This window comes from Sedimenticola selenatireducens DSM 17993 (assembly GCF_000428045.1).
Classification (GTDB): domain Bacteria; phylum Pseudomonadota; class Gammaproteobacteria; order Chromatiales; family Chromatiaceae; genus Sedimenticola; species Sedimenticola selenatireducens.
The window spans coordinates 14,630-38,915 of the sequence record NZ_ATZE01000023.1; the positions used below are offsets into that span (position 1 = coordinate 14,630).

Below are 24,286 nucleotides of genomic sequence, written 5' to 3' on the forward strand. Positions count from 1 at the left end.
GGTCAGGCAATCCGCCTGATCTCACCCTTGCCGTCCACATTCTCCACACAGCGCCCGCAGAGGGTCGGGTGTGCCGCATGACTACCCACGTCCTCACGGTGGTGCCAGCAGCGTCCGCACTTCGCGTACTCAGAGGCGCGCGCCAACAGGTACAGGCCGGGAAGATCGGTCTGCACCGCCTCATCCGGCTTCTCCGCCAGGCTATGGACCCGCGCGTAAGAGGTGATCATCACAAAACGCAACTCATCCTCCAGCTTGTCCAGGTCGGCGCGTGCCTGATCGTCACAGTAGAGATCCAGCTCGGCGTCCAGGGAGGAGCCGATCACACCAGCGGCCCGCAATTGCTCCAGTTGTTTGCCGATCGCCGTGCGAATGGCGATAACCCGACCCCAGAAATCGCGGTCGAAGCTGTCCCCCTGATCAAGCGCAAACAGCCCCTCGTACCAGGTTTCGATAAACACCGTTTCACTGCGTTGGCCGGGGATAAACGGCCAGATCTCATCGGCGGTAAAGCTGAGTATCGGTGCCAGCCAGCGCACCATCGCCTCCATCACATGATAAATAGCGGTCTGACAGGAACGGCGGGCACGGCTGTCGGCCTGGGTGGTGTACTGGCGGTCCTTGATAATATCGAGATAGACACCCCCCATCTCGGGTCCGCAGAAGTTGTGGATCTTCTGGATGATCAGATGGAACTGATACCCCTTGTAGGCCTCGATGATCTCCTGCTGCAACTGCAGCGCCCGATCCACCACCCAGCGATCCAGTTCCACCATCTCTCCCGGCGCCAGCATATCGGTTGCCGGATCGAAGCCGTTCAGATTGGCCAACAGGAAGCGCGAGGTGTTGCGGATACGCCGGTAGGCGTCAGCCGTGCGTTTCAGGATCTCGTCGGAAACGGTCATCTCGCCGCGGTAATCGGTCGCCGCCACCCAGAGTCGAATAATATCGGCGCCCAGTTGTTTCATCACATCCTGGGGACTGACCGTATTGCCGAGGGATTTGGACATCTTGTGCCCCTTGGCGTCCACGGTAAAGCCGTGGGTCAGCACACCGGCATAGGGCGCCCGATCGTGGATCGCCACCGAAGTCAGCAGTGATGACTGGAACCAGCCACGATGCTGGTCGGAACCTTCCAGATAGAGGTCTGCCGGATAACGCAACTCCTGGCGGGGTTCCAGCACGGCAAAATGGGTCACGCCGGAGTCAAACCAGACATCCAGGGTATCCTGCACCTTGTCATAATCCTTTGCCTGTTCACCCAGCAGCTCTTCCGGATCCAGGGCGAACCAGGCCTCGATACCCTGTTCTTCGATCCGCTTTGCCACCTGCTCGATCAAGCCCGGGGTATCCGGATGCAGATCACCGGTCGCCTTGTGCACGAACAGGGTGATCGGCACGCCCCAGGTACGCTGCCGGGAGATACACCAGTCGGGCCGGCCCGCCACCATGCCCTCGATCCGGGCACGTCCCCAGTCGGGCGTGAAGGTCACCTTGTCGATCTCCGCCAGCGCGGTCTGGCGCAAGCCCTTCTGTTCCATGCTGATAAACCACTGGGGCGTGGCACGGAAGATAATGGGCGTCTTGTGGCGCCAGCAGTGCGGATAGCTGTGGGCCAGCCGCGCCTCCTGCACCAGGGCGCCCCGGGACTTCAACACCTCGATCACCTTTTCATTGGCGTTGAACACATGCTCACCGGCAAACAGCGGGGTTCCCTCGACAAAGCGGCCGTCCCCCCCCACCGGATTATCCACGTCCAGCCCATAGCGCTGGCCAACGATATAATCATCCAGGCCGTGTCCGGGCGCCGTATGCACCGCACCGGTACCGGCTTCCAGGGTCACATGTTCGCCAAGGATCACCGGCACAATGCGATCATAAAAACAGTGCTTGAGCCTCAGGCCCTCAAAGGCGTCGCCGCGACCGTAGGCGATCACCTTGTAATCCTCGATACCCCAGCGCAGCATGCTGTCCTTGAGCATCCCCTCAGCCAGGATCAGGCGCTCCCGGCCGTGTGGGCCATTCGCCTGCACCACCACATAATCCAACGCCGGATTCAGTGCCACCGCCTGGTTGGCCGGCAGGGTCCAGGGAGTAGTGGTCCAGATAACCAGCGACAGCGGTCCGTCACCGTGACCGCCCGGCACCGAGTGGCAGCTGGCCATCAGAGTCTCGGGATTCAGCACCTCGAAGCGCACATCAATGGCGAACGACTCCTTGTCCTTGTACTCCACCTCGGCTTCCGCCAGCGCCGAGCGGCAGTCGGTACACCAGTGCACCGGCTTGGAGCCCTTGTGCACGTGGCCGTTCTCGACAATGCGCCCTAGCGCCCGCACAATATCGGCCTCGGTTTGAAAGGCCATGGTCAGATAGGGATCCTCCCAATCACCCACCACGCCCAAGCGCTTGAAATCGGTACGCTGTCTGTCCACCTGCTTGCCGGCGTACTCGCGACAGGCGACACGAAACTGGGCCGCCGTCACCTTGCCGCCGGGCTTGCCCACCTTCTTCTCGACCTGGAGTTCGATCGGCAAGCCGTGACAATCCCAACCCGGTACATAGGGGGAATCCATGCCATCCAGAGTATGGCTCTTGACAATGATATCCTTCAATACCTTATTGACCGCATGGCCAATATGGATCTCGCCGTTGGCGTAGGGGGGGCCGTCATGCAGTATGAACTGGGGGCGGCCGGCGAAGGTTTCGCGAATTTTGTGATACAGCCCCATCGCCTCCCAGCGCTTGAGCATCTCGGGCTCACGATTGGCCAGGTTGGCCTTCATGGGAAATCCGGTTTTGGGGAGGTTCAGGGTACTTTTATAATCAGTCACTATCGAATGCCTTGTCGCCGCCGAATCCGGCCGCGCGATCTGTCTAGTCAAATTTCTGGTGGTTATCGCCGAACCGTTCAATGGCGATGCTGCTGTGGCAATTACACCACTGATTTAAATCCGATTCACTTACTTATCAATGTCAAAAAAAGCCCGGGCCTGCGCGGCGTCCCGTTCGATCTGCTGACGCAGGGCATCAAACGATTCAAAACGCCGCTCATCCCGCAGCCACTTACGGAATTCCACCCCCACATGCTCACCGTAAATGACGCGTGAGAAATCAAACAGGTGCACTTCCAGCAGATAACGTGAATCACCCGTTACTGTCGGACGATTGCCGATATTGGCCACCCCGGGCAGCGAGCCCTCGGCCAGCCCATGCACCATCACCGCAAACACGCCATGTACCGGACTCACCTTGCGGTGCAGATCGATATTGGCGGTGGGAAAACCGATGGTCCGACCCCGGGCGTCACCATGGGCCACCCGGCCGCAGATCTGGTAGGGACGGCCCAGGTTACGTTCGGCCAAATCCAGGTTTCCCTGCGCCAGCGCCTCACGGATACGCGTGCTGCTGACCCGCGCCTCACCATCCATAAAGGTATTCATGTTGGCCACTTCAAAGCCGCGCGCCTCACCCACCTGGCGCAGCAGATTGATATCACCCACCCGACCGCGGCCAAAACGGAAATCGTCCCCGACATAGAGGAACTTCACATCCAGCCCGTCGACCAGCAGTTGCTGGACAAACTGCCGGGCCGACATGGAGGCGAGTTTCCGGCCAAACTCCAGCAGCACCACCCGATCGATCCCGGCATCCTTGAGGGCCTGCAACTTCTCCCGCATCCGGGTCAGTCGTGCCGGCGCGGCATCCGGTGCGAAGAACTCCTGCGGCTGTGGCTCAAAAGTGACAACGGTGGTCGGCAGACCGAACGCGGCCGCCCGCTCCCGGAGATTCCGGAACACCGCCTGATGCCCGAGATGCACACCATCAAAATTACCGATAGTGGCGACACAGCCCCGGTGTTCAGCGCGCAGATTGTGGAGACCGCGGATAACCTGCATCGAAGCCTGCTCAATAGAGTCCAAAACGCTGCATTATAGGCAATGTTTTATCACAAGTCCCTGTTCCTGCATCGGACCCGTCGGCGCAATCCGTAACCCACACCCAACTCAGGAGGCACTGTTGCGAAAATGGCGCGGTCCGATGCCCAGCAGCGCCAATGCGGCAAAGTAACTGCCGACACCCGCCAACACCCAGAGCAGCAGGCGCCACACCTTGTCCCAGGTGGCCCCCCCAAGCCAGGAGGCGAGATCACCCACCCCCCAATAGAGCAGCCCACCCATCACGGCCGAGGCGAGGACACCCCGCAGGATCAGCAGCGGCCAGCCAGCCTCCGGCTGGTAGACCCCTTCCCGGCGTAACCCGCGATACAGCAAAAACGCATTGAGGGTGGCGGAGAGCGAGGTGGCCAGCGCCAGCCCGGCATGGGCCAGGGGGAATACCAGGATAATATTCATCACCATATTGACCACCATGGCGATCACCGCGATACGCACCGGTGTCCGGGTGTCCTGCCGGGAGTAGTAACCCGGTGCCAGCACCTTGATCAGGATAAAGGAGAGCAGTCCCAGCGAATAGGCCATCAGGCTCTGCCGCGACATGGCCACATCGGTGGCATCAAACAGCTCCGACTGGAACAGGGTGGCGATCATCGGCCCAGCCAGCACAAACAACCCCACCGCCGAGGGAAGCCCCAGCAACAGTCCCCAGCGCAAAGCCCAGTCGACCACATGCGAGAAGCCCTCAGGTGACTCCGTGGCGTGTTTTTTCGACAGGTTGGGCAGTATCACCGTAGCCAGCCCCACCCCCAGAATGCCCAGGGGAAACTCCATCAACCGGTCGGAGTAGTAGAGCCAGGAGATGCTACCGGAGACCAGAAACGAGGCGATCAGGGTATCCAGCAGCAGATTGAGCTGAGTCACCGAGACCCCGAACAGTGCCGGCAGCATCAGCCGGCCGATGCGCCGCACACCGTCATCTTTTGGCGCAAACACAAACCGCGGCAGCAGCCGGATCCGGCGCAGAAAGGGGAACTGAAACAGCAGTTGCAGGATACCGGCAAGCAGCACACCCCAGGCCAGCGCCATGATCGGACGATCCATCTGCGGCGCCAGCCAGAGGGCAGAACTGATCAGCGATACATTGAGCAAAACCGGGGTAAAGGCAGGAATACCAAACCGGCCGTGGGCATTTAGAATACCACCGGCAAAAGCGGTCAGGGAGATGAACAGCAGATAGGGAAAGGTAAGCCGCAACATATCCACGGCCAGGTCCAGCTTGCCCGCCGAGCCGATGAACCCCGGCGCAAAGATCATCGCCAGTACCGGCGCTCCCAGCACCCCCGCCAGAGTGACCGCCAGCAGCACCGCTCCCAGGGTACCGGCGACGTGATCAACAAAACGCTTCAGCTCCGCAAAACTGCGGCGCTCCTTATATTCAGTAAGCACCGGCACAAAAGCCACCGCAAAGGCCCCCTCGGCGAACAGGCGGCGCAGAAAATTGGGGATCTTGAAGGCGACAAAAAAGGCATCGGTTCCGGCATTGGCACCAAAGGTATGCGCCACCACCAGATCACGGACAAAACCGAGAATCCTCGACAGCAGGGTATTGGAGCCCACCTTGGCCAGTGATCTGAACATGCGTTTGAGTGCTACCTGTAAATGCCGCCGCCAGCGGCCAAAGGGCGGATTATAGGCTTTTTATACCCTATTTTCAGGGGAATCCGTTAGAATCCCCCACCTTACCTGCTGACGGTGTCACCTCACCGGAACAGGCTCAATACCGACAATTAGCTGTTGACAAACGGCTACCCAGCCCCCAGAATACCGCGCTCTTTAACGAGATACTCATTTACTGAATTTTTTGGAGACAGACCTTGGCCAACTCACCACAAGCCCGCAAACGTGCGCGTCAGGCCGAACAGCATCGCCAGAACAACGCGTCGCGTCGCAGCAACATGCGTACCTACCTGAAAAACGTAGTGAAGGCATTGGCGACTGGCGATAAGGAAAAGGCTACCGAAGCTTACCAACAGGCGGTACCGGTGATCGACCGTGCGGCAAACACCGGCCTTATCCACAAGAACAAGGCTGCCCGTCATAAAAGCCGCCTGAATGCACAGATCAAATCGCTGTAAACAGTAGCGCCTGTGCATCAAGAGAAACCGGCCAAAAGCCGGTTTTTTTCTGCCTGTAACAAAACCCCATCCCGGCAATAAAACGGCATCGGTAAACAACCGATCCGCCTGAGTTATACTTCCCCGGTCAACGCATCGGACCATCAGCAGAGGGATGAACCAACATGGCAGCAGCACCGGGCAGTAGCAAAAAACGCCGCCATCGCCTTTTCATCATTCTGTCAATCCTGCTGATCCTCGTTACCGCCACCCTCTCCCTGCTGCCGCTTGGCATCGATTACGGACTCACACAATGGATCAAACAGCACGGCGGCGAACAGGTGTCGGTCGCCAATGTCGACTTCAATCCCTTTTCCGCCACCCTCAGACTGGATGATCTGAAGGTAACCAATCAGGGCAAAAACAAACTCACCCTGCCCAGACTTGACCTGCAACTGGCCTGGCGTCCACTCTTCAATAAACAAGTAGTCATTACCGGCATGGATCTGTCGGGCGTGGTGCTGAAACTGATCCAGAACGGCACCGATAGCCAACTGCAGATTGGCGGGATGCAGTTTTCCGCACCCGTAAAAAAGGAACCGACAGAAGCGACACCCTGGGCCGTCAGGCTGAATCGCATCGGCCTTAGCAATGTGGTGATCGACTACCAGGGCGCCAAGCTCTCCACTCAAGTCCAGATCGAAAGACTGAGCCTCACCGACATTGCCTCGGACAATAAGGCCGGCATTGCCCAAGTGGAGCTGCAGGGCAGCATCGACCAGGCACCGGTCAAGCTTAACGGGGGATTCACCCCATTCGCCGACCATCCCTCCTTCAAGGGCGATATCCAGATTCAATCGCTGGTACTCGACACCTACGCCAAGCTGGCGGAGCCGCAGCTTGAGCTGCTGAAGGGGAAGCTGAGCATGGATGGCGACATTTCCCTGCTGACCCGGCAATCAGGCACTCCCCGGATCACCCATAACGGCGCTCTCAACCTGGCCAGCTATCAGGTCAATTACCAGGGTCAGGTGATAACCGGCGACCAACTCTCCTGGAAAGGCCACCTCAGCCACGACACCGATACCCTGTCACTCAACGGCAGCCTCACTTCGACAGAATTCAGGTTCAACTCAAAGGACGGGGATAACGGCCACCACCATAGAGAGCTGGAGTGGCAAGGCGACCTGAAGATTCACTCAACGGCTTCCACACAGAACATCAGCAGCAACAGCCGCCTCAATATCCAGGCGCCGGAAATTGGCCTGGCGGACAGCCGCTCAGCCATGGAACAAATCGGGCTGTCACTGGAAAACGCCACCCTCACACTGTCGGGGGAGGATTTGTCGACCCGATTGCCAGGCGGATTGAAACTGGCGGGGATCAGTCTCACTACACCAACCCGGGAACTGATCAACGAATCTCTGAACTGGGAGGGCACCGTACAGCTCAACCGGCAGGAAGCCCTGACCACCCTTGCCCTTGAAGGCTCCCTGGAAGATGGCCCACTACAGCTGAAATCATCGGAAAACCAGGCCACGATAGCGCTGCAGAATCTCACCTGGCAGGGCGGACTGGAGCTCGAGCAGGATCAGCATGGAAACCGCATTAAACCATCCGGCGACCTCACGGCCACGGGTTTTGAGGCGATCGATAGCCACGCCAAACTGCAACTGCTTTCCATCGAATCTCTCCGTATCGACCGTCTGGCCGGCGACGATAAAAATGCGGTGACGGCGGCACTGATCGATGTCCGATCGATCAGTGCCGGGGCGGGATTAGCGGATACCGGCAGGGACAACCCGGCCATGCTCACCCTGGAAGGCATGCAAATTCAGCAACCCGGCTACTCCATTAGCAATGGACTGCGGATCAACAAGATCGAGACCACCGGCCTGAAACAAGCGCTGATTCGCCAGCCGGACAAAAGCCTTAACCTCCAGCAACTGGCCGATGCCATCCGGCGACTAATCGAGAATAACAGCGAGACAGCTCGAGAATCATCGGACCAACCCCTGCCGGTCATGATCGATCAACTCACCCTCGACGGTGACAGCCTGCTCGGTTTTGAGGATCGCACTACCGACCCCGTCTATCATCTGCGCCTCAAACCCGAGCTGTTCCGCATGAATGGCATCACCAATACCCCGGCAGACACACCCGCCACTTTTCAGCTCAAGGGTATATTGGACAAAAGCTCCATCCTGGAGCTGAACGGCGACCTGGCACTGTTCGCAGCAGAACCCACCTTTACACTCAAGGGCCGTATCGAGGGACTGGAATTGCCCCCGCTCTCCGCCTATACCATTCCGTTGATGGGCTACCGGCTTCAGAGCGGCAAGGCCAACAGCGACATTCAATTTACGGCAAAGGCGGGACAGATTGACGGCAGCAGCGATCTGGTCCTCAACCAGCTGCAGGTGGAGCCGCTCAATTCTGAAAAGATGGCAGCACTGCAACAGCAGTTAAGCATTCCACTGGAAACCGCCCTCGGCATGCTCAAAGACAAGAACAGTCAGATCAAGCTGAACCTGCCGGTCAGCGGCGCTATCGATAACATCCAGGTCGACCCGAGTGACGCCATCAACCAGGCGATCGGGAGAGCCATGAAGAAGGGTGCCAGAACCTACCTGGCAACTGCCCTGTTTCCTTTCGGCACCCTACTTACCCTGGTGGAACTGGCCGGGGACGCGGCAGCGAAGATTCAGTTGGACCCCATCCCGTTCGACCCTGGCTCCAGCCAGTTAAATCCCGACCAGCATGAATATCTGACCAAGATAGCCCAACTCCTGAATGATCGCCCGGAGATATATATTCGACTGTGCGGCGTCTCGGCGACGACCGATATCGAGGCCCTGCGGCAGGCCGAGCGCCAGCGCCTGGAAGCGGCAACGGAAAAAGAGAAGAACCGATCAGAGAGCAGCCGAAAACAGCCACCCCCTGCACCACCACCCACGATCGAAATCAGTGACCAACAACTCAACCAATTGGCCGTTGACCGCGCTACGAGCATTGAGCGCTATCTGTCAATCACCCACCAGACCAAGACAGAGCGCCTGGTCAGTTGTCAGCCGCGGATGGAGAAAACAGCGGAGAAGGCCGCACCGAGGGTCGACCTGCTGATTTGACAAGATGGATCAGACCAGGACCAGGTTATCGCGGTGAATCAGCTCTTCCTCATCCACATACCCCAGAATCTCCTGGATGCGGCCGGAGGCAACTCCCTTTATGCGATCACTCTCTGTTGAGTTGTAGTTGACCAGGCCCCGGGCAATCTCCCGCCCCTGCTCATCGACACAGACCACCATTTCACCGCGAGAGAATTTGCCGATCACCTGTTTTACGCCAACCGCCAGCAGGCTGCGGCCGGACTCCCGTAACACACGCACCGCACCGGCATCCACCACCAGGCGTCCACGCACCTGAAGGTGGCCGGCCAGCCAGCGCTTGCGTGCCGCCTCCGCCTCCTGTACCGGCAATAATAATGTGCCGACCGGCTCCCCAGCGGCAATCCGGGTCAATACCTTATCCCCCACCCCGGGGGCGATTATGGTGGCGGTGCCCGAACGTGCGGCCAGCCGGGCGGCCCGCACCTTGGTCACCATGCCACCCTGCCCAAGCAGACCGGAACTTCCGCCGGCCACCTGATCCAGCATGGGATCATCGACCCGGCTCTCGTCGATCAGCACCGCCTCGGGGTTGTAACGCGGATCACAATCATAAAGCCCCTGCTGATCTGTCAGCAGCACCAGCAGGTCCGCCTCCACCAGATTGGCCACCAATGCCGCCAGGGTGTCGTTATCACCAAAGCGCAACTCCTGATTGGCCACGGTATCGTTCTCATTCACCACCGGCACCACCCCCAGGCGAATCAGGGTGCGCAGGGTACTGCGGGCATTCAGGTAACGTTTCCGATTGGTCAGGTCATCATGGGTCAGCAGCACCTGGGCGGTGTGCAGACCATGCTTCTGGAAACAGGTTTCGTAAGCACGCACCAGTCCCATCTGGCCAATAGCGGCCGCCGCCTGCAACTCATGCAGCGTAGTCGGCCGGGCGGTCCAGCCCATGCGGCTCATTCCCTCGGCCACAGCCCCGGAAGAGACCAGGATCAGCTCATTGCCCGCCAGCACCCAACTGGACATCTGCTCAACCCAGCCGGCCAGCGCTTCCCGCGCCAGACCCTTGCCATCGGCGGTCAACAGGGCGCTGCCGATCTTTACTACCCAGCGCTTGGCCGACGTGAATTTTTCTCGGGACATATTCATACTGCTGCCAACTACTCTTTCAGGGGATCCCAGGGCTCTTCGGCCTTCTCTACCACTTCAACCGGCTTGTCCTGCTCACGCAATGTCTTCAACCGCTTCATCAGGGCCTGCATCAGCTCACGAGTCCCTTCTCCCGACAGGGCCGAGATTGAATAGACCGGCCCCTGCCAATCCAGTTCCTCCAGCACGATCGCACGTTTCTCCGCAAACTCCTCAGCCGTCATCAGGTCCATTTTGTTCAGCACCAGCCAGCGCTCCCGCTCATACAGATCATCACTATACTTTTCCAGCTCGGAGGCGATCAGGCGCACCTCTTGCGCGGGCGAGACCCCGTCATCCATCGGCGCCATATCCACCAGATGCAGCAACAGCCGGGTGCGATTCAGGTGCTTGAGAAACCGCAGGCCCAACCCCGCCCCCTCGGCCGCGCCCTCGATCACCCCGGGAATATCGGCAATAACAAAACTGTTGCCGGTACCCAGACTGACCACCCCCAGATTGGGGTGCAGGGTCGTGAAGGGATAGTCCGCCACCTTGGGCGTGGCGCTGGATACCTTGCTGATCAGGCTGGACTTGCCGGCATTGGGCATACCCAGCAGGCCAACATCCGCCAGCAGAATCAACTCCAGCAGGATATCCCGCTCCTCACCCATAGAGCCGGGGGTAAACTGGCGCGGCGACCGATTGGTACTGCTCTTGAAGCGGGCATTGCCGATACCGTGAAAACCGCCCTTGGCCACCAGCAGTCGCTGCCCGTTACTCAACAGTTCACCTATCAGTTCTTCGGTCTCCAGGTCGGTCACCCGGGTACCCACCGGCACCTTGATAAACAGGTCCTCGGCGCTGCGACCGGTACAGTTGCGCCCCATCCCCTGCTGACCGCTGTGCGCCCGGTGACGCCGCTGATGGCGAAAATCCACCAGCGTATTCAGCCCGGAGTCGGCCACCAGATAGACGCTGCCCCCATCACCACCGTCTCCGCCATCGGGGCCTCCCCGGGGAATATATTTCTCGCGCCGGAAGCTGACGGCGCCGTTACCGCCCTTGCCGGCTTCTACGCGAATCGTGGCTTCATCAACAAATTTCATGGGCGTGCCCGCGGCTGTAAAAATCTATCGTCATAACGTAAAAAGCCCCGTCACAAGACGAGGCCTTTTTTGTTCTATAGCGGTGGCGCGATCAGGCCGGAATCACGCTGACATAGCGACGATTTTTCGGTCCTTTAACCTCGAACTGCACTACACCGTCCACCTTAGCGAACAGCGTGTGGTCTTTACCGCAACCCACATTAACGCCATTGTGCACCGCTGTGCCACGCTGGCGAATAATGATGCCGCCGGCATTAATAGTCTGGCCACCAAATACTTTCACGCCAAGACGCTTCGACTCAGAATCGCGGCCGTTACGTGTACTACCGCCTGCTTTTTTATGTGCCATTGCCTAACCCTGCCCCTCAGCCTGCGCTGATTCCGGTAATCTCGAGTTCTGTGTACCACTGACGATGTCCCTGGCGCTTCATGTGGTGCTTACGCCGCTTGAACTTCAGGATCGTCACTTTCTTTGCCCGCCCATGGGATTTAACCGTAGCGGTGACCTTGCCACCGGCCACATAGGGCGTGCCAATCTTAATATCTTCGCCGTTGGCGACCATCAGCACTTTATCAAGATCGAGCGAAGCGCCTTCTTCAGCACCCAGCTTTTCAACTTTAAGTGTATCGCCCTCGGAAACCCGGTACTGTTTACCCCCGGTCTGAATTACGGCATACATACCAAATCTCCGCAAAAAATCTGCTAATTTCGGCGCGCAAATAGACAACGCGCCAACGAAAGAGGCGGAATTCTACCCGTGACAGCGGCACAGGTCAATCACCACACACAAAAAACCGCAAAAACAGCTCGCGTCCCTGAAGAACCGATGGACCCCACGCTTGACAGCACCATGGCAGGCTCCTAGCATGCTCCACTCCTAATATACCCTGTAACCAAAGCAGTTTAAGACAGACCCCATGGAAATGAGCACAATCCGCGAGCTGGTTGCGGAAGATATGAAGGCGGTTGACGCCCTGATACTGCGCCGGCTCCAGTCCGATGTGGTACTGATCAACCAGGTCGGACACTACATCGTCAACAGCGGAGGCAAACGCCTGCGCCCGATGATTGTGCTGCTGGCCGCCCGCGCATTGAGTTATCCGGGCGCGGGACATATCGACCTGGCGGCGGTGATCGAGTTCATCCACACCGCCACCCTCCTGCACGATGACGTGGTCGACGAATCGGACATGCGCCGCAACCGGGATACTGCCAACGCGGTCTGGGGTAACGCCGCCAGTGTACTGGTGGGCGACTTCCTCTACTCACGCTCGTTCGAAATGATGGTGGACATGAATAGCATGCGGGTGATGGAAGTACTCTCCCACGCCACCAACCGCATTGCCGAGGGCGAAGTCCTGCAACTGCTCAACTGCAATGACCCGGACACCACGGAAGAGAAATACCGCGAGGTAATCCTGCGCAAAACAGCCACTCTGTTCGAGGCCGGCTCCCGGCTCGGGGCGGTACTGGGTGGTGCCACACCGGAGGAAGAGCAGGCCATGGCTGATTACGGCCTGCATCTGGGCATCGCCTTCCAGATTATTGACGACGCCCTCGACTACAGCACCTCCAGCGAGGAGATCGGCAAGAATATCGGCGATGACCTGGAAGAGGGCAAACCGACCCTGCCGATCCTGCGAGCCATGCAGGTAGGCAGCGCCGAACAGCGGGCAGTCCTGCGGGAGGTGATCGAAAAAGGCGGGCGGGAACATATCGATATCGTCATGGCGGCCATTGAATCCACCGATGCGATCGAGTACACTGCGCGCCTCGCCGCGGAGGAAGCCGACAAGGCCAAACAGGCCCTGGAAGCAATTCCCGAATCACCCTTCCGCGACGCACTCGCTGCCCTGGCCGACTTCGCCGTCAGACGCAGGAGTTGAACCTGAATTCGGGGTGTAGCTCAGCCTGGTAGAGCACTGCCTTCGGGAGGCAGGGGCCGGAGGTTCGAATCCTCTCACCCCGACCAAATTCTTTTCAGAACCCTAACCACAAACGCCGCTACGGCATTGAACATAAAACCGGGGCCTCACGTGAGAGGGTTCGAACCGTTAGAGGTTCGACCGAAGGGCGAGGGCCAGAACGACCCGAGTCGTCCTTTCACCCCGACCAAGCATATTAAACGGCTACCAAACGGTAGCCGTTTTTATCCGTCAGCGCGATTCAAACGTAACCCAACACTCTCATACGGATGGCGGCATTACCCGTGTTTTCGGGCGTCAGACACCTATCGTTCGGTCATCGTAACCATCGAAGAGTCCGTCAAGTCACCTGTTTCCATTATCGGCAGCCATGCATACATAACCACCAGGGCCTAAGACGCAGAACCACCCCGCATCTGCAACAACACCCTTAGGCTAGTTCAAGCTTTCCTCCCAAGTGACGCTATAATCTTGGCACAATAGGATTTTATATACCGAACGATATCAGTTGAACGCCGTTATGGCCGGTGCTTCAGGGCTGGCCGGCAAAATTTCGACTACCATAATCATGTCCAGAGCGACATATATATAAATTCCTGTTAAATAATCGTGCATCATCACTCATGGCTAAGCGAATAAAACCTGGAACATTTGGCATATAGGACATGATGAAATCCTCACCTCACAAGTCGACCTGTACAGCATGAAATCAGGGTCGCCTCACTCCAAACGAAACAACGGCAGCCGTTCCAGCAAGGGAGTATTGCGGATTGTCCTGGTCTACGCCGGGATCTCCATGCTCTATATTCTGTTTTCCGACGCGCTGGTCAGCCAGCTCCTCAGTGCACCCGAGGCGATTAACGTTGCCAGCACCATCAAGGGGTGGCTCTTCATCCTGATCACTTCATTACTGCTCTATCTGCTGATGAGCCGACTGGCAGGACAGATCTCCGGGGCGGCACAGCGCGAGCAGGCCTTACAGGCAGAGCAGCTCCGTACACTGACACTGCTTAATTCGATCACGTATAACTCGACTGACGCCATATTCATCAAGGACAAGGAGGGGCGCTATATTGTTGCCAACCCTGCGTTGGCAGAGCTGCTGGACAGACCGCTGGACACCATCATCGGTAAGGATGATTTCCAACTCTTTCCTGACCCGGTGGCACAGCAGTTCTGTCAGGACGACCGGCGCATCATGGACTCAGGCAAGACCGAGACCTATCACGAGACGGTAACCACCAAGGACAAGACCCTGCCCTACCTGACGACCAAGGGTCCGCTGGTGATTGAAGGAAAAATAGAGGGCATCTTTGCCATTGCCCGCGACATATCTGCTCTCAAACAGGCCGAGGATGAGATAAGAACGGGACTGCACAACGCACAAGAGCGTGAAGTCGAACTGCAGGCGGTATTTCAGGCGTTGCCGGACATGTACTTCCGCTTATCCGCTGACGGCACCATACTGGACTATCGGGCACAAAACAGTTCAGAGCTTTATGTTCCCCCCGAGGAATTTCTCGGCAAGCGGGCCCAGGATGTTTTGCCTGCCGAATTCACCCGACTGCTGGCAAGCAAAATCATCCGGGCTTGCAAGACCGATGAGATGCAGGTGTTCGAGTATGATCTCATTGTCTTCAAAACATCTCGTCACTACGAAGCGCGCCTGATAAGACTCCCGGAACAGGACCAGCTGATCTGTATTGTTCGGGATATCACCGGCCAGCACCAGGCAAAACAGGCCCTGTCCTCAAGCGAGCAGCGCTTTCGTACCATCTTCGAGCAGGCAGCCGTTGGCGTAGCGCTGATTGAGTCAAGATCGGGGCGCTTCCTGCGCATCAACCAGCGCTACTGCGATATGGTCGGTTACACCATGGAAGAGATGACCAACGGCAAGACATTCCGGGAAATCACCCATCCCGATGATCTCCCGGAAGACCTGGACAATGTGGCGTCAATGTTGGCCGGCGAAATAGGTCAATTCAGTAGGGAAAAACGCTACGTCCACCGAAACGGCTCCATCGTCTGGGTCAATCTGACCGCGTCCGCTACCTGGCAATCTCATGAGGAACCGGGCAATTACATCGCGGTCGTGGTCGAGATCACTGAACGCAAGCGTGCAGAGGCGGCGTTGCAGGAGAGTGAGCAACAACTACGCACCCTGATCAATGCAACCCCGGATATTATCTGTTTCAAGGATGGCAAGGGTCGCTGGCTGGAGGCCAATGAGGCTGACCTAAAACTGTTTTCACTGGGCGATGTTGATTACCGGGGGAAGACCGACCGGGAGCTGGCCGAATTCACCGATCCCCTGTATCGGGATGCATTCCTCAGCTGCGAGGCAAGCGATGAGCAGGCCTGGCAAACGGAGGGAGGCTGCCGCTGCGAAGAGATTATTTCCAAACCGGATGGGACGACCAGGGTCTACGATATCATCAAAGTCCCACTCTACGAGGACAACGGTACTCGAAAAGGCCTGATTGTTCTGGGACGTGATGTTTCCGAGCGAAAACGGGCGGAACAGCAGTTGGCGCGCGCCGACAGCGAATGGACCCAGGCCATGGATCAGTTCGGAGACGCCATCTATCTGCTGGATATGGAGCAGCATCTGCTGAGGGCGAACACGGCATTTTATCAAATGTCCGGACTGAATCCCGAACAGAGTCTGGGCCGCTCGATAGTGGAGTTGATGCATCCGCAAGGTGAGGAAGAGCTCTGTCCGATCTGCAGAATTCTGGAGGAGCGGGGTGAAACGGCGATCACCCTGGAGGCAAATGACGCCCACAATCCAGACGAAAAACCGATCGAGGTAAAACTGAAACTGGTGCGGGATGCGTCCGGTATTGAGACTGGCATGCTGATCAGCCTGCATGACCTGAGCCACTTCAGGCAGGTAGAGGAGCGACTGCGCCTCGCCGCAAGCGTGTTTGAAAACACTGACGAGGGAGTAATCATTACCGACAGCAACGGCAATATCCTGGATGTAAATCGTGCCTTCAGCCAGATACAGGGCTACTCACGCGAGGAGGTAATCGGGAAAAATCCCCGCCTGTTCAAATCCGGCCATCATGATCAGAGTTTCTATCGCGACCTGTGGCACTCCCTGACAGAGACCGGACACTGGCGCGGCGAGATGTGGAATCGACGCAAGAATGGCGAACTGTTCCCAAAATGGCAGACCATCAATAGTGTTGTCGACGGCAACGGCAACCTGACCCACTACGTCGGTATCTTTTCCGACATCACCCATATCAAACAGTCGCAGGAAAAGCTGGACCACCTTGGCCATCACGACGCGCTGACCGACCTGCCAAATCGTCTGCTGCTAAATGAGCGCCTCGACCAGGCCATCAAGCACGCGGAGCGTCACGATACCCTGCTTGCGGTAATTTTTCTCGACCTGGACAACTTCAAACATATCAACGACAGCCTGGGCCACCCGGTGGGTGATCAGTTATTGCAGGAAGTGGCGCGGAAACTTTTACTGGCAACCCGGCAGGACGATACCGTAGCCCGCATCGGCGGGGACGAATTCGTGCTGCTGCTGGAGGACATCGGCAAACCGGAAAATGCCGGTATCGCCGCGCAGAAACTGGCTGCCGTATTTGCCGAACCGTTCCAACTGGAGCAGCAGGCGATACGCATCACCGCCAGCCTTGGCATCTGCATCTGCCCCCAGGACGGCAAGGATTCCGCCACCCTGCTGCGCAACGCCGACTCCGCCATGTACCGGGCCAAGGAAGAGGGGCGCAACACCTACCAGTTCTACACCAAAGAGCTGACCCGCAACGCCTTTGAGCGGGTATCGCTGGAAAATAATCTGCGCCAGGCGATCGAGAAGGAGCAGCTTCGCCTGCTCTACCAACCCCAGTTTGACTTGCAAAGCGGCCGAATAATCGGCCTGGAAGCCTTGATTCGCTGGGTTCACCCGGAACTGGGAACCATCTCCCCGGCCAGATTCATCCCGCTGGCAGAGGAGTCCGGCCTAATTCATCCAATAGGTGAATGGGTACTCAGGACCGCCTGCCGGCAAGGCCGGCAGTGGCAGCAACAGGGCATCGACTTTGGCCGCATAGCCGTCAATATCGCCGGCCCTCAACTGCAGCGGGGCAACCTGCTTAATGAGGTGATTGCTGTACTGGACGAGACACAACTTCCAACTGACCGCCTGGAACTGGAAGTAACCGAAGGCTTTATCATGCAGCAGGCAGGATCGGCCATTACCCAGCTGCAGGCGTTGCGTGAACTGGGGCTGACCCTGTCCATCGACGACTTCGGCACCGGCTACTCCTCTCTCAGTTACCTGAAACAGCTACCGATCCACAAGCTCAAGATTGACCAGTCGTTTGTGCGCGACATCCCGCACGACCGCAATGATATGGCCATTGCCGATGCCATTATCGCCATGGGGAAGAGTCTCGGCCTGCGGGTCATCGCCGAGGGGGTGGAGACCGAGGCACAGGCGGAGTTCCTGAAACAGGCCGGATGCCAGGAGGGTCAGGGTTACCTTTACAGCAAGCCGATCACCGCGGAAGCCGTGGAGGCGCTGATCACAGAACAGCCGGCATTATCCACGGAGTAGCCATCCCACAGCACAAACCTGCTAACGCAAATTCTGATCGAAAAACGATTTCACGGGACCGGCCAGGGGGTTATGGTCATTCAGCAACAGGGTGAAATGATTAACCCCTGCAATATCCAGCCGCTGCCCCTTGGGTATCCAGCGGACGATGGCTTCGGTTTCCGCCTCTGTGAAGATATGTCCGCGCCTGGCATCTATCAGCCCTTCATCCGCACGGACAAACAAAGCCGGACACGACATGGCGGGAAAGTGCAGGCACATGCTGTAGAGAAAGTGCAGATCCAGATCCTTGTGCAGCCCTTGTGCCGAGGCCTTCGGTTGTACCGCCCCATCCTCAAGCAGATAGACATCCTCCCGCAGGTAGTTCTCCAGCATTCCGCCCCATTGTCGCCCGTAAAACGGCATCGCCCGCATCGCCTCTAGATAGACATCCATGGAGGGATAGGGTGATTCGAGATGAACCAGGCTGGGACGTATCGCCTCAAGTACCCGCTCCGTCGGATCCGCCCCTCCCTCCAGCAGAACAATGGCCTCCACCAGAGAAGGGCGTATCGAGGCGAGATAGGTCCCCACCGTGGCGCCAAAGGAGTGCCCCACAATGGAAAAGGCCTCCACACCCAACTGCCGGGTCAGTGCCAAAATATCGCTCACATGATAAGCAAAGCCGTAGCCTTCCTCCGGCTTATCACTGTCACCACGACCGCGCAGATCCATGGCCATCACTCGATAGCGCGGGGAAAGGGCGGCACCAAGTTGATCAAAACTTCCTTTGTGGGCGGCGAAACTGGGCAGACAGATGATGGTTTTACCCTGACCGGGCCACTCCCGGTAACTCAGGGAGATGCCATTCACTTCCGCGCTGGCTGTTCTGCCTGAAAGCATCAGCAACCCCTACCAGTACTTTTCCATATGCAGATTGCCGGGTTCACGGGGACGCTTTTGTTGATAGCCCCGCGCCTCAAGCCGTACCGTTGCATCTTCGATCATGGCGGGATTGCCACAGAGCAAGACATGGCTCGGCCCCGGTTCGAGCGCAAAACCACACAGCTCTTCCAGCGTAGGATCGTCCAGAAACGGAGGAAGCCTGCCAGTAAATCCCTGCCAGTCCTTATCGACATGCGGGCGGGAGATGGTGGGGATATAGCTGAAGTGATCATTGTAGAGGGACAGCGACTCCAGCTCGCGGCGATAACCCAGGTCCCAGGAGAAACTGGCGCCGTGCAGCACCGCGATACGCCGGTCCCGGTTCGCCAGCACTTCGCTGCGCAGCATACTGACGTAGGGCGCCAGACCGGTACCGGTACCTACCAGCAGGACATTACTTTCGACCGGCACCCGGTCCAGGGTAAACAGCCCCTTGGATTTTTCCGCCACATAGAGCCGGTCACCCTCTTGCAGGGCGAACAGCCGCGGGGTCAGGGCACCCGAAGAGACGATTGAAACGTAAAACTCCAGATACTCCTGCTGAGTACTGCCTGATGCAATGGAGTAGGCCCTTCTGATCATCGGATCGCCACCCGGCTCGGCGCCGTTATCCTCGGGCTGCGCCTCGGGAATCCTCGGCTCGTCCTGGAGCAGTCCCAGCATGGTGTACTGCCCGGCCTTGAATTTAAATCCCGGTTGATCCAGGCGCACCTGCAGGATGCGGATCTCTCCGGTAACTTCAATACATCGACTCACGGTAGCGTTATAACTGAACTTACTTGTTTTCATCTGTTTTTTTTGAAATGTCTGATCCAATACAAACATACCCGGCCACCAGCCCGGGTAAATTAGTTTCATTCGATACCATTATGCCGGCGATGTCAAATACCCCCGGTCATATCATTGCCAGCGTCTAGAAGTCTGTCAGACTTAACAATGATCTGCTGCGGAAAAGCCGGACAGACTCCTAGAAATGGATCACCTCTCCCAGTGTAGGAATCGACGCATCCCAGTTATATTCCTCGACGAACCGTTTCTGCAGGGCAAGCATGCTCTCACTCTCGCCATGAACCAGGTAGAGACGGGGCATGGCCTTGCGCATATGGCCGGCCCACGCCAGCAACTGGGACTGCCCGGCATGGGCGGAGAAGCCACCCAGGGTGTGGACCTGCGCCTTCACGGCAATTTCACTACCGAGGATCTTTACTTTTTTCACCCCGTCCACCAGCAGCCTGCCGAGCGTACCACGGGCCTGAAAGCCGACAATGATCAGGTGGGTATTCTTGCGCCAGAGGTTGTACTTCAGGTGGTGACGGATACGCCCGCCGTGACACATGCCGCTGCCGGCGATGATGATGGCGCCACCGGCAATCTTGTTGAGCGCCATTGACTCCTCGACGCTGCGGGTGAAACGCAGGATCGGCAGCCACTGCTGCCAGTCATGAGTCATGATCTCGCGAAATTCCGGGTCATCCTTATTGAACAGCCGGGTGTTCTGTTCATAAATCTCACTGATACTGGTGGCCATCGGACTGTCGATAAAGATATTGTTCTGTTTCAGCTGGCCCGAGTGATAGAGCTGGCCAAGGTGATAGATCAGATCCTGGGTCCGGCCCACGGCAAAGGATGGGATGAGCACATTGCCGCCACTCTGTGCCGCCGCATCCAGTGCCGCGCTGAACTCGCTCAGGGTCTGGTCCAGCGGCTGGTGATCGCGATTGCCATAGGTCGATTCCAGCAGTAACAGGTCGGCCTCGGTGATAACGGCCGGATCCCGCATCAGGGGCGCCTGGCTGTTACCCAGGTCGCCCGAAAATACCAGCTTCCGGGTCTCTCCCTTGTCCTCGATCCACAATTCAACGATGGCCGAACCCAGGATATGCCCGGCCTCACGGAAACAGAGCCGAATACCGGGCAGGATCTCCGACACGGTGCCATAGGCCATGCCCTCACAGAGGGCCAGTTCCCGTTCCACGTCATCCATGTCATAGAGGGGCTCTATGGCTCTTTTTCCGGCCCGGGCCCGGCGCTTGTTCTCCCACTCGGCATCCTTCTGCTGCAGGAACGCAGCATCCTTGTGCATGGTCGGCAGCAGCGCCTGGGTTTGCAGGGTCATGTAGATCGGGCCGTTATAGCCCTGTTTCGCCAACAGGGGCAGCATACCTGAATGATCCAGGTGGGCATGGGAGATGATTACCGCATCAATCTCACTCACGGAGAACGGAAAGGGGGGCGCACTCTCCTCTTTGTTGGTTGATTTTTTCCCTTTACCGCCTTTTTTATTGTTGTTTTCTCCCTGCAACATGCCGCATTCCAGCAATATCTGCTGTTGCCCGCTTCTGATGAGATAGCAAGAACCGGTCACCCGTTGAGCCGCACCATAAAATGTCAATGTACTCACCCGCACTCCCTCCGGTAGTAGAACAAGAACCCATACCACTCATGGCAATCATATACAGGATGCGGCCTGTCGTCCTACCACAGCGTATAATTGTTGACTCCTGTCAATCAGTAATGGCGACAGTTGTATCATGATTCTACTAGGAGTTTGTCGGGCTTGACCGATCGTCGCGAGGGAAAGCCGATTTGAGACAGATTTTTTGATCTTTCGAGGCAAATAGTGGACCTATTCAACGAGGAAGATCGGAAAATATGGCCAAATCCGGCTTTTCCGCAGTAGATCAGTGTTAAGTCCGACAGACTCCTAGACTGTTCTTACATCGTGACACTATCCACCACACGGATCCTCGGCTCTGATAATGACTGCAAATCACAAACACCAAGAAAAAAATAGACCGGACACAGCAACAGCCAACTGGCACACCAGGGAGACGAGCGAGGTTTTCCAGCTCCTCTTCAGCCATGAAGGGGGATTGAGTCCGTCTGAAGTGGAGCAGCGCCGGGCCCAGTACGGTCCGAACCGACTGAATCCACCGGCTGCCCGCAGTGCGCTGGCACGCTTTCTGGAACAGTTTCAAAACGTATTGATCTATGTCCTGCTGGTGGCAGGTGCCGTGACTACCGCCATGGGCCATTTTGTCGATTCCGGAGTGATTTTCGGTGTCGTGATCATCAACGCGATTATCGGCTTTATCCAGGAGGGCAAGGCCGAGCGGGCGCTGGAAGCCGTGCGCAACATGCTTTCACCCCAGGCCATGGTTATCCGGGACGGTAAAAGATTCACCCTGCCGGCCGAGCAGATCGTTCCAGGAGATCTGGTATTCATCCAGTCCGGGGACCGGGTTCCGGCGGATCTGCGGCTGTTTCATATCCGCAATCTGCGTATTGACGAGGCGATGCTCACCGGCGAGTCGCTGCCGGTGGAAAAAAGCATTGATCCCGTCGCCCCCGATGCTCCCCTGGGTGATCGAGACTGCATGGCCTATTCCGGCACACTGGTCACCTTTGGACAGGGAACGGGCCTGGTGGTCGCCACCGGCGAACAGAGTGAGATCGGCAGAATCAGCACCCTGCTGGCGCAGGTCGAGGTCCTGAGCACGCCGCTGACCCGGCAGATGGGGCAATTTGCCAGCGGGCTCTCAATCGCCATCCTGGCGATCGCCCTGGTTGCCGCCCTGTTCGGCATCCTGGTGCACGGCAATTCGCTGGAAGAGATGTTTCTGGCCGCCGTGGGGCTGGCGGTGGCGGCGATTCCGGAAGGGCTTCCCGCCATTATCACCATCACCCTGGCCATCGGGGTGCAGCGCATGGCGGCCAGAAATGCCATTATCCGGCGCCTGCCGGCAGTTGAGACCCTCGGTTCGGTCGACGTGATCTGCTCCGACAAGACCGGCACACTGACCCGAAATGAGATGATGGTCCAGTCACTCGTGTTCGCGGACGCGGCCTTCGAGGTGGAGGGTAGCGGCTATGATCCTCATGGGGAGTTTGTTGATCGGGACGGTAATGCCCGGGATCCCGCCCACCCCTTGCTCAGCGCCTGCTGTCGCGCTGCCATGCTCTGTAACGATGCGACGATGACAGAGCAGGAAGGTGGCTGGCGACTACACGGTGACCCGATGGAGGGTGCACTCGTGGTCCTGGGTATGAAGGGCGGATTTGAGCAGGCACTGCTGGCCGAGCAGATGCCGCGGACGGATGTAATCCCGTTCGAGTCGGAACACCGCTTCATGGCGACACTGCACCATGATCATACCGGGCAGGGCTGCATCTATATAAAGGGTGCCAGCGAAACCATCCTGCCCCGGTGTGTCAGCCAATTCACCAGCAACGGCCCGCAGCCGATCGACCCGGCATTCTGGGCCGAACAGACCGAGATCATCGCCGGTCGCGGACAACGCACCCTGGCCGTCGCCATGCGCCCGGTGGATCAGGCGCAACGGACGCTTAATTTCCAGGATGTGGAGGGGGACCTGATATTGCTGGGACTGATCGGTATCGTCGACCCACCGCGTCAGGAAGCGATTGAGGCGATAACACGCTGCTACTCTGCCGGGATCCAGGTAAAAATGATCACCGGGGATCATGTCACCACCGCCCGGGCCATCGCCAACAACATGGGGATCAAGGACGCCGACAACTCACTCACCGGCTCGGAACTGGAGTCCATGGATGAGGCGTTGCTCAGCGAGAAAGCCCGCGATAACAATGTGTTTGCCCGCACCAGCCCGGAACAGAAGCTGCGCCTGGTCAAGGCGCTGCAGAAAAATGGACTGGTGGTGGCCATGACCGGCGACGGGGTGAACGACGCCCCGGCCCTGAAGCGCGCCGACATTGGCGTTGCCATGGGTATCAAGGGAAGCGAAACGGCCAAGGAATCCGCCGAAATGGTACTGGCCGACGACAACTTCGCCTCCATCGTCAAGGCAATCGAAGAGGGCAGGACCGTCTATGACAACATCAAGAAGTCCATCCTCTTCATCCTGCCGACCAACGGCGGCGAGGCGCTGACCATCCTGGCAGCCATCGCCTTTGGGCGACTGTTACCGGTGACAGCGGCACAGATCCTCTGGGTCAACATGATCACCGCCGTGACCCTGGCACTCTCCCTGGCGTTTGAGCCGGCTGAAGCCAATATCATGCAGCGCCGCCCCCGCAACACACGGGACTCGCTGCTCTCACCTTTTATGGTCTGGCGAATCCTGTTTGTTTCCGTGCTGATGGTGCTGGCGACATTCGGCCTGTTTATCTGGGAGCGCAACGCCGGTTCCAGCATCGAAATCGCGCGTACCGTGGCGGTGAATACCCTGGTCGTGGCGGAGATATTTTATCTGCTCAACACGCGCTACATCATCGCGCCGGTGCTCAACCGGAATGGCCTGCTCGGCAGCCGCTATGTCCTGATCGCTATCCTCATCGTCTCACTGTTCCAGTTGCTGTTCACTTATCTGCCGATGATGCAACTGTTCTTCCGTTCCGCCCCACTGCCGGCCGACGCGTGGCTGCGAATCATTGCGGCGGGGGTGCTGCTGTTTTTGCTGGTGGAGTTGGAAAAGCTGGTGGTAAGGCGGTTTTTCCATTAACGGTAGCG

General features: G+C 58.0%; 15 protein-coding genes and 1 tRNA gene. 6 read left to right on the forward strand and 10 right to left on the reverse strand.

What is annotated here, in order from left to right:
• Positions 1-2 precede the first annotated feature (2 nt).
• From ileS to murJ, 3 genes are all read right to left on the reverse strand, one after another.
• Positions 3-2,831, reverse strand: coding sequence for an isoleucine--tRNA ligase (gene ileS, locus A3GO_RS0115950; protein ID WP_029134255.1), 2,829 nt, complete (start codon positions 2,829-2,831; stop codon positions 3-5).
• Between the two features lie 129 nt (positions 2,832-2,960).
• Positions 2,961-3,896, reverse strand: a complete 936-nt coding sequence (ribF, locus tag A3GO_RS0115955; RefSeq protein ID WP_029134256.1) for a bifunctional riboflavin kinase/FAD synthetase — start codon at positions 3,894-3,896, stop codon at positions 2,961-2,963.
• A gap of 108 nt (positions 3,897-4,004) precedes the next feature.
• Positions 4,005-5,534 carry a murein biosynthesis integral membrane protein MurJ gene (gene murJ / locus A3GO_RS0115960; RefSeq protein WP_037375664.1) on the reverse strand — a complete coding sequence of 510 codons (1,530 nt, stop codon included), beginning with the start codon at positions 5,532-5,534 and terminating at the stop codon, positions 4,005-4,007.
• Positions 5,535-5,770: 236 nt separating this feature from the next.
• On the opposite strand from murJ, the gene rpsT reads away from it, so the two are divergent.
• The gene (rpsT, locus tag A3GO_RS0115965) at positions 5,771-6,031 is read left to right on the forward strand and encodes a 30S ribosomal protein S20 (RefSeq protein WP_029134258.1); all 261 of its coding nucleotides are present in this window, start codon (positions 5,771-5,773) and stop codon (positions 6,029-6,031) included.
• Positions 6,032-6,195: 164 nt separating this feature from the next.
• Positions 6,196-9,138 carry a DUF748 domain-containing protein gene (locus A3GO_RS0115970; RefSeq protein WP_029134259.1) on the forward strand — a complete coding sequence of 981 codons (2,943 nt, stop codon included), beginning with the start codon at positions 6,196-6,198 and terminating at the stop codon, positions 9,136-9,138.
• Positions 9,139-9,147: 9 nt separating this feature from the next.
• Here A3GO_RS0115970 and proB read toward each other — a convergent pair whose 3' ends face one another.
• The 4 genes from proB to rplU form a co-directional block, all read right to left on the reverse strand.
• The gene (proB, locus tag A3GO_RS0115975; protein ID WP_029134260.1) at positions 9,148-10,275 is read right to left on the reverse strand and encodes a glutamate 5-kinase; all 1,128 of its coding nucleotides are present in this window, start codon (positions 10,273-10,275) and stop codon (positions 9,148-9,150) included.
• A gap of 11 nt (positions 10,276-10,286) precedes the next feature.
• A complete protein-coding gene (gene cgtA, locus A3GO_RS0115980) occupies positions 10,287-11,363 on the reverse strand; it encodes an Obg family GTPase CgtA (RefSeq protein ID WP_029134261.1) in 1,077 nt (358 codons plus the stop codon).
• A 91-nt stretch (positions 11,364-11,454) separates the two neighbouring features.
• The gene (rpmA, locus tag A3GO_RS0115985; RefSeq protein ID WP_029134262.1) at positions 11,455-11,712 is read right to left on the reverse strand and encodes a 50S ribosomal protein L27; all 258 of its coding nucleotides are present in this window, start codon (positions 11,710-11,712) and stop codon (positions 11,455-11,457) included.
• Positions 11,713-11,728: 16 nt separating this feature from the next.
• Positions 11,729-12,043 carry a 50S ribosomal protein L21 gene (gene rplU, locus A3GO_RS0115990; protein ID WP_029134263.1) on the reverse strand — a complete coding sequence of 105 codons (315 nt, stop codon included), beginning with the start codon at positions 12,041-12,043 and terminating at the stop codon, positions 11,729-11,731.
• A 238-nt stretch (positions 12,044-12,281) separates the two neighbouring features.
• Between rplU and ispB the strand changes: the two genes are divergently transcribed.
• From ispB to A3GO_RS24165, 3 genes are all read left to right on the forward strand, one after another.
• The gene (gene ispB, locus A3GO_RS0115995; protein ID WP_029134264.1) at positions 12,282-13,250 is read left to right on the forward strand and encodes an octaprenyl diphosphate synthase; all 969 of its coding nucleotides are present in this window, start codon (positions 12,282-12,284) and stop codon (positions 13,248-13,250) included.
• 9 nt (positions 13,251-13,259) lie between these two features.
• Positions 13,260-13,336: transfer RNA gene (locus A3GO_RS0116000), tRNA-Pro, on the forward strand.
• Positions 13,337-13,992: 656 nt separating this feature from the next.
• On the forward strand, positions 13,993-17,871 hold the full coding sequence (locus tag A3GO_RS24165; protein WP_084610161.1) for a PAS domain S-box protein: 3,879 nt from the start codon (positions 13,993-13,995) through the stop codon (positions 17,869-17,871).
• 21 nt (positions 17,872-17,892) lie between these two features.
• Here the strand turns inward: A3GO_RS24165 and A3GO_RS0116015 are convergent, their stop codons facing one another.
• From A3GO_RS0116015 to A3GO_RS0116025, 3 genes are all read right to left on the reverse strand, one after another.
• Entirely contained in the window at positions 17,893-18,753 is an 861-nt protein-coding gene (locus tag A3GO_RS0116015; RefSeq protein ID WP_029134265.1) for an alpha/beta hydrolase, read from the reverse strand.
• Positions 18,754-18,762: 9 nt separating this feature from the next.
• Positions 18,763-19,584 (reverse strand): ferredoxin--NADP reductase, encoded by an 822-nt coding sequence (locus tag A3GO_RS0116020; RefSeq protein WP_029134266.1) that lies wholly within the window; start codon positions 19,582-19,584, stop codon positions 18,763-18,765.
• Between the two features lie 178 nt (positions 19,585-19,762).
• Complete coding sequence (locus A3GO_RS0116025) at positions 19,763-21,196, reverse strand: MBL fold metallo-hydrolase RNA specificity domain-containing protein (RefSeq protein ID WP_029134267.1); 1,434 nt, start codon at positions 21,194-21,196, stop codon at positions 19,763-19,765.
• A gap of 358 nt (positions 21,197-21,554) precedes the next feature.
• Here A3GO_RS0116025 and A3GO_RS0116030 point away from each other — a divergent pair, with 358 nt between their 5' ends.
• On the forward strand, positions 21,555-24,278 hold the full coding sequence (locus A3GO_RS0116030; RefSeq protein WP_037375666.1) for a cation-transporting P-type ATPase: 2,724 nt from the start codon (positions 21,555-21,557) through the stop codon (positions 24,276-24,278).
• Positions 24,279-24,286: the final 8 nt, after the last annotated feature.

What these genes read in the sequence shown, in the direction of transcription:
- ribF (WP_029134256.1), bottom strand. Translation starts at nt 3,896, where the DNA reads ATGCAGGTTATCCGCGGTCTCCACAATCTGCGCGCTGAACACCGGGGC.
- murJ (WP_037375664.1), bottom strand. Translation starts at nt 5,534, where the DNA reads ATGTTCAGATCACTGGCCAAGGTGGGCTCCAATACCCTGCTGTCGAGG.
- A3GO_RS0115970 (WP_029134259.1), top strand. Translation starts at nt 6,196, where the DNA reads ATGGCAGCAGCACCGGGCAGTAGCAAAAAACGCCGCCATCGCCTTTTC.
- proB (WP_029134260.1), bottom strand. Translation starts at nt 10,275, where the DNA reads ATGAATATGTCCCGAGAAAAATTCACGTCGGCCAAGCGCTGGGTAGTA.
- cgtA (WP_029134261.1), bottom strand. Translation starts at nt 11,363, where the DNA reads ATGAAATTTGTTGATGAAGCCACGATTCGCGTAGAAGCCGGCAAGGGC.
- rpmA (WP_029134262.1), bottom strand. Translation starts at nt 11,712, where the DNA reads ATGGCACATAAAAAAGCAGGCGGTAGTACACGTAACGGCCGCGATTCT.
- rplU (WP_029134263.1), bottom strand. Translation starts at nt 12,043, where the DNA reads ATGTATGCCGTAATTCAGACCGGGGGTAAACAGTACCGGGTTTCCGAG.
- ispB (WP_029134264.1), top strand. Translation starts at nt 12,282, where the DNA reads ATGGAAATGAGCACAATCCGCGAGCTGGTTGCGGAAGATATGAAGGCG.
- A3GO_RS24165 (WP_084610161.1), top strand. Translation starts at nt 13,993, where the DNA reads ATGAAATCAGGGTCGCCTCACTCCAAACGAAACAACGGCAGCCGTTCC.
- A3GO_RS0116015 (WP_029134265.1), bottom strand. Translation starts at nt 18,753, where the DNA reads ATGCTTTCAGGCAGAACAGCCAGCGCGGAAGTGAATGGCATCTCCCTG.
- A3GO_RS0116020 (WP_029134266.1), bottom strand. Translation starts at nt 19,584, where the DNA reads ATGAAAACAAGTAAGTTCAGTTATAACGCTACCGTGAGTCGATGTATT.
- A3GO_RS0116030 (WP_037375666.1), top strand. Translation starts at nt 21,555, where the DNA reads ATGACTGCAAATCACAAACACCAAGAAAAAAATAGACCGGACACAGCA.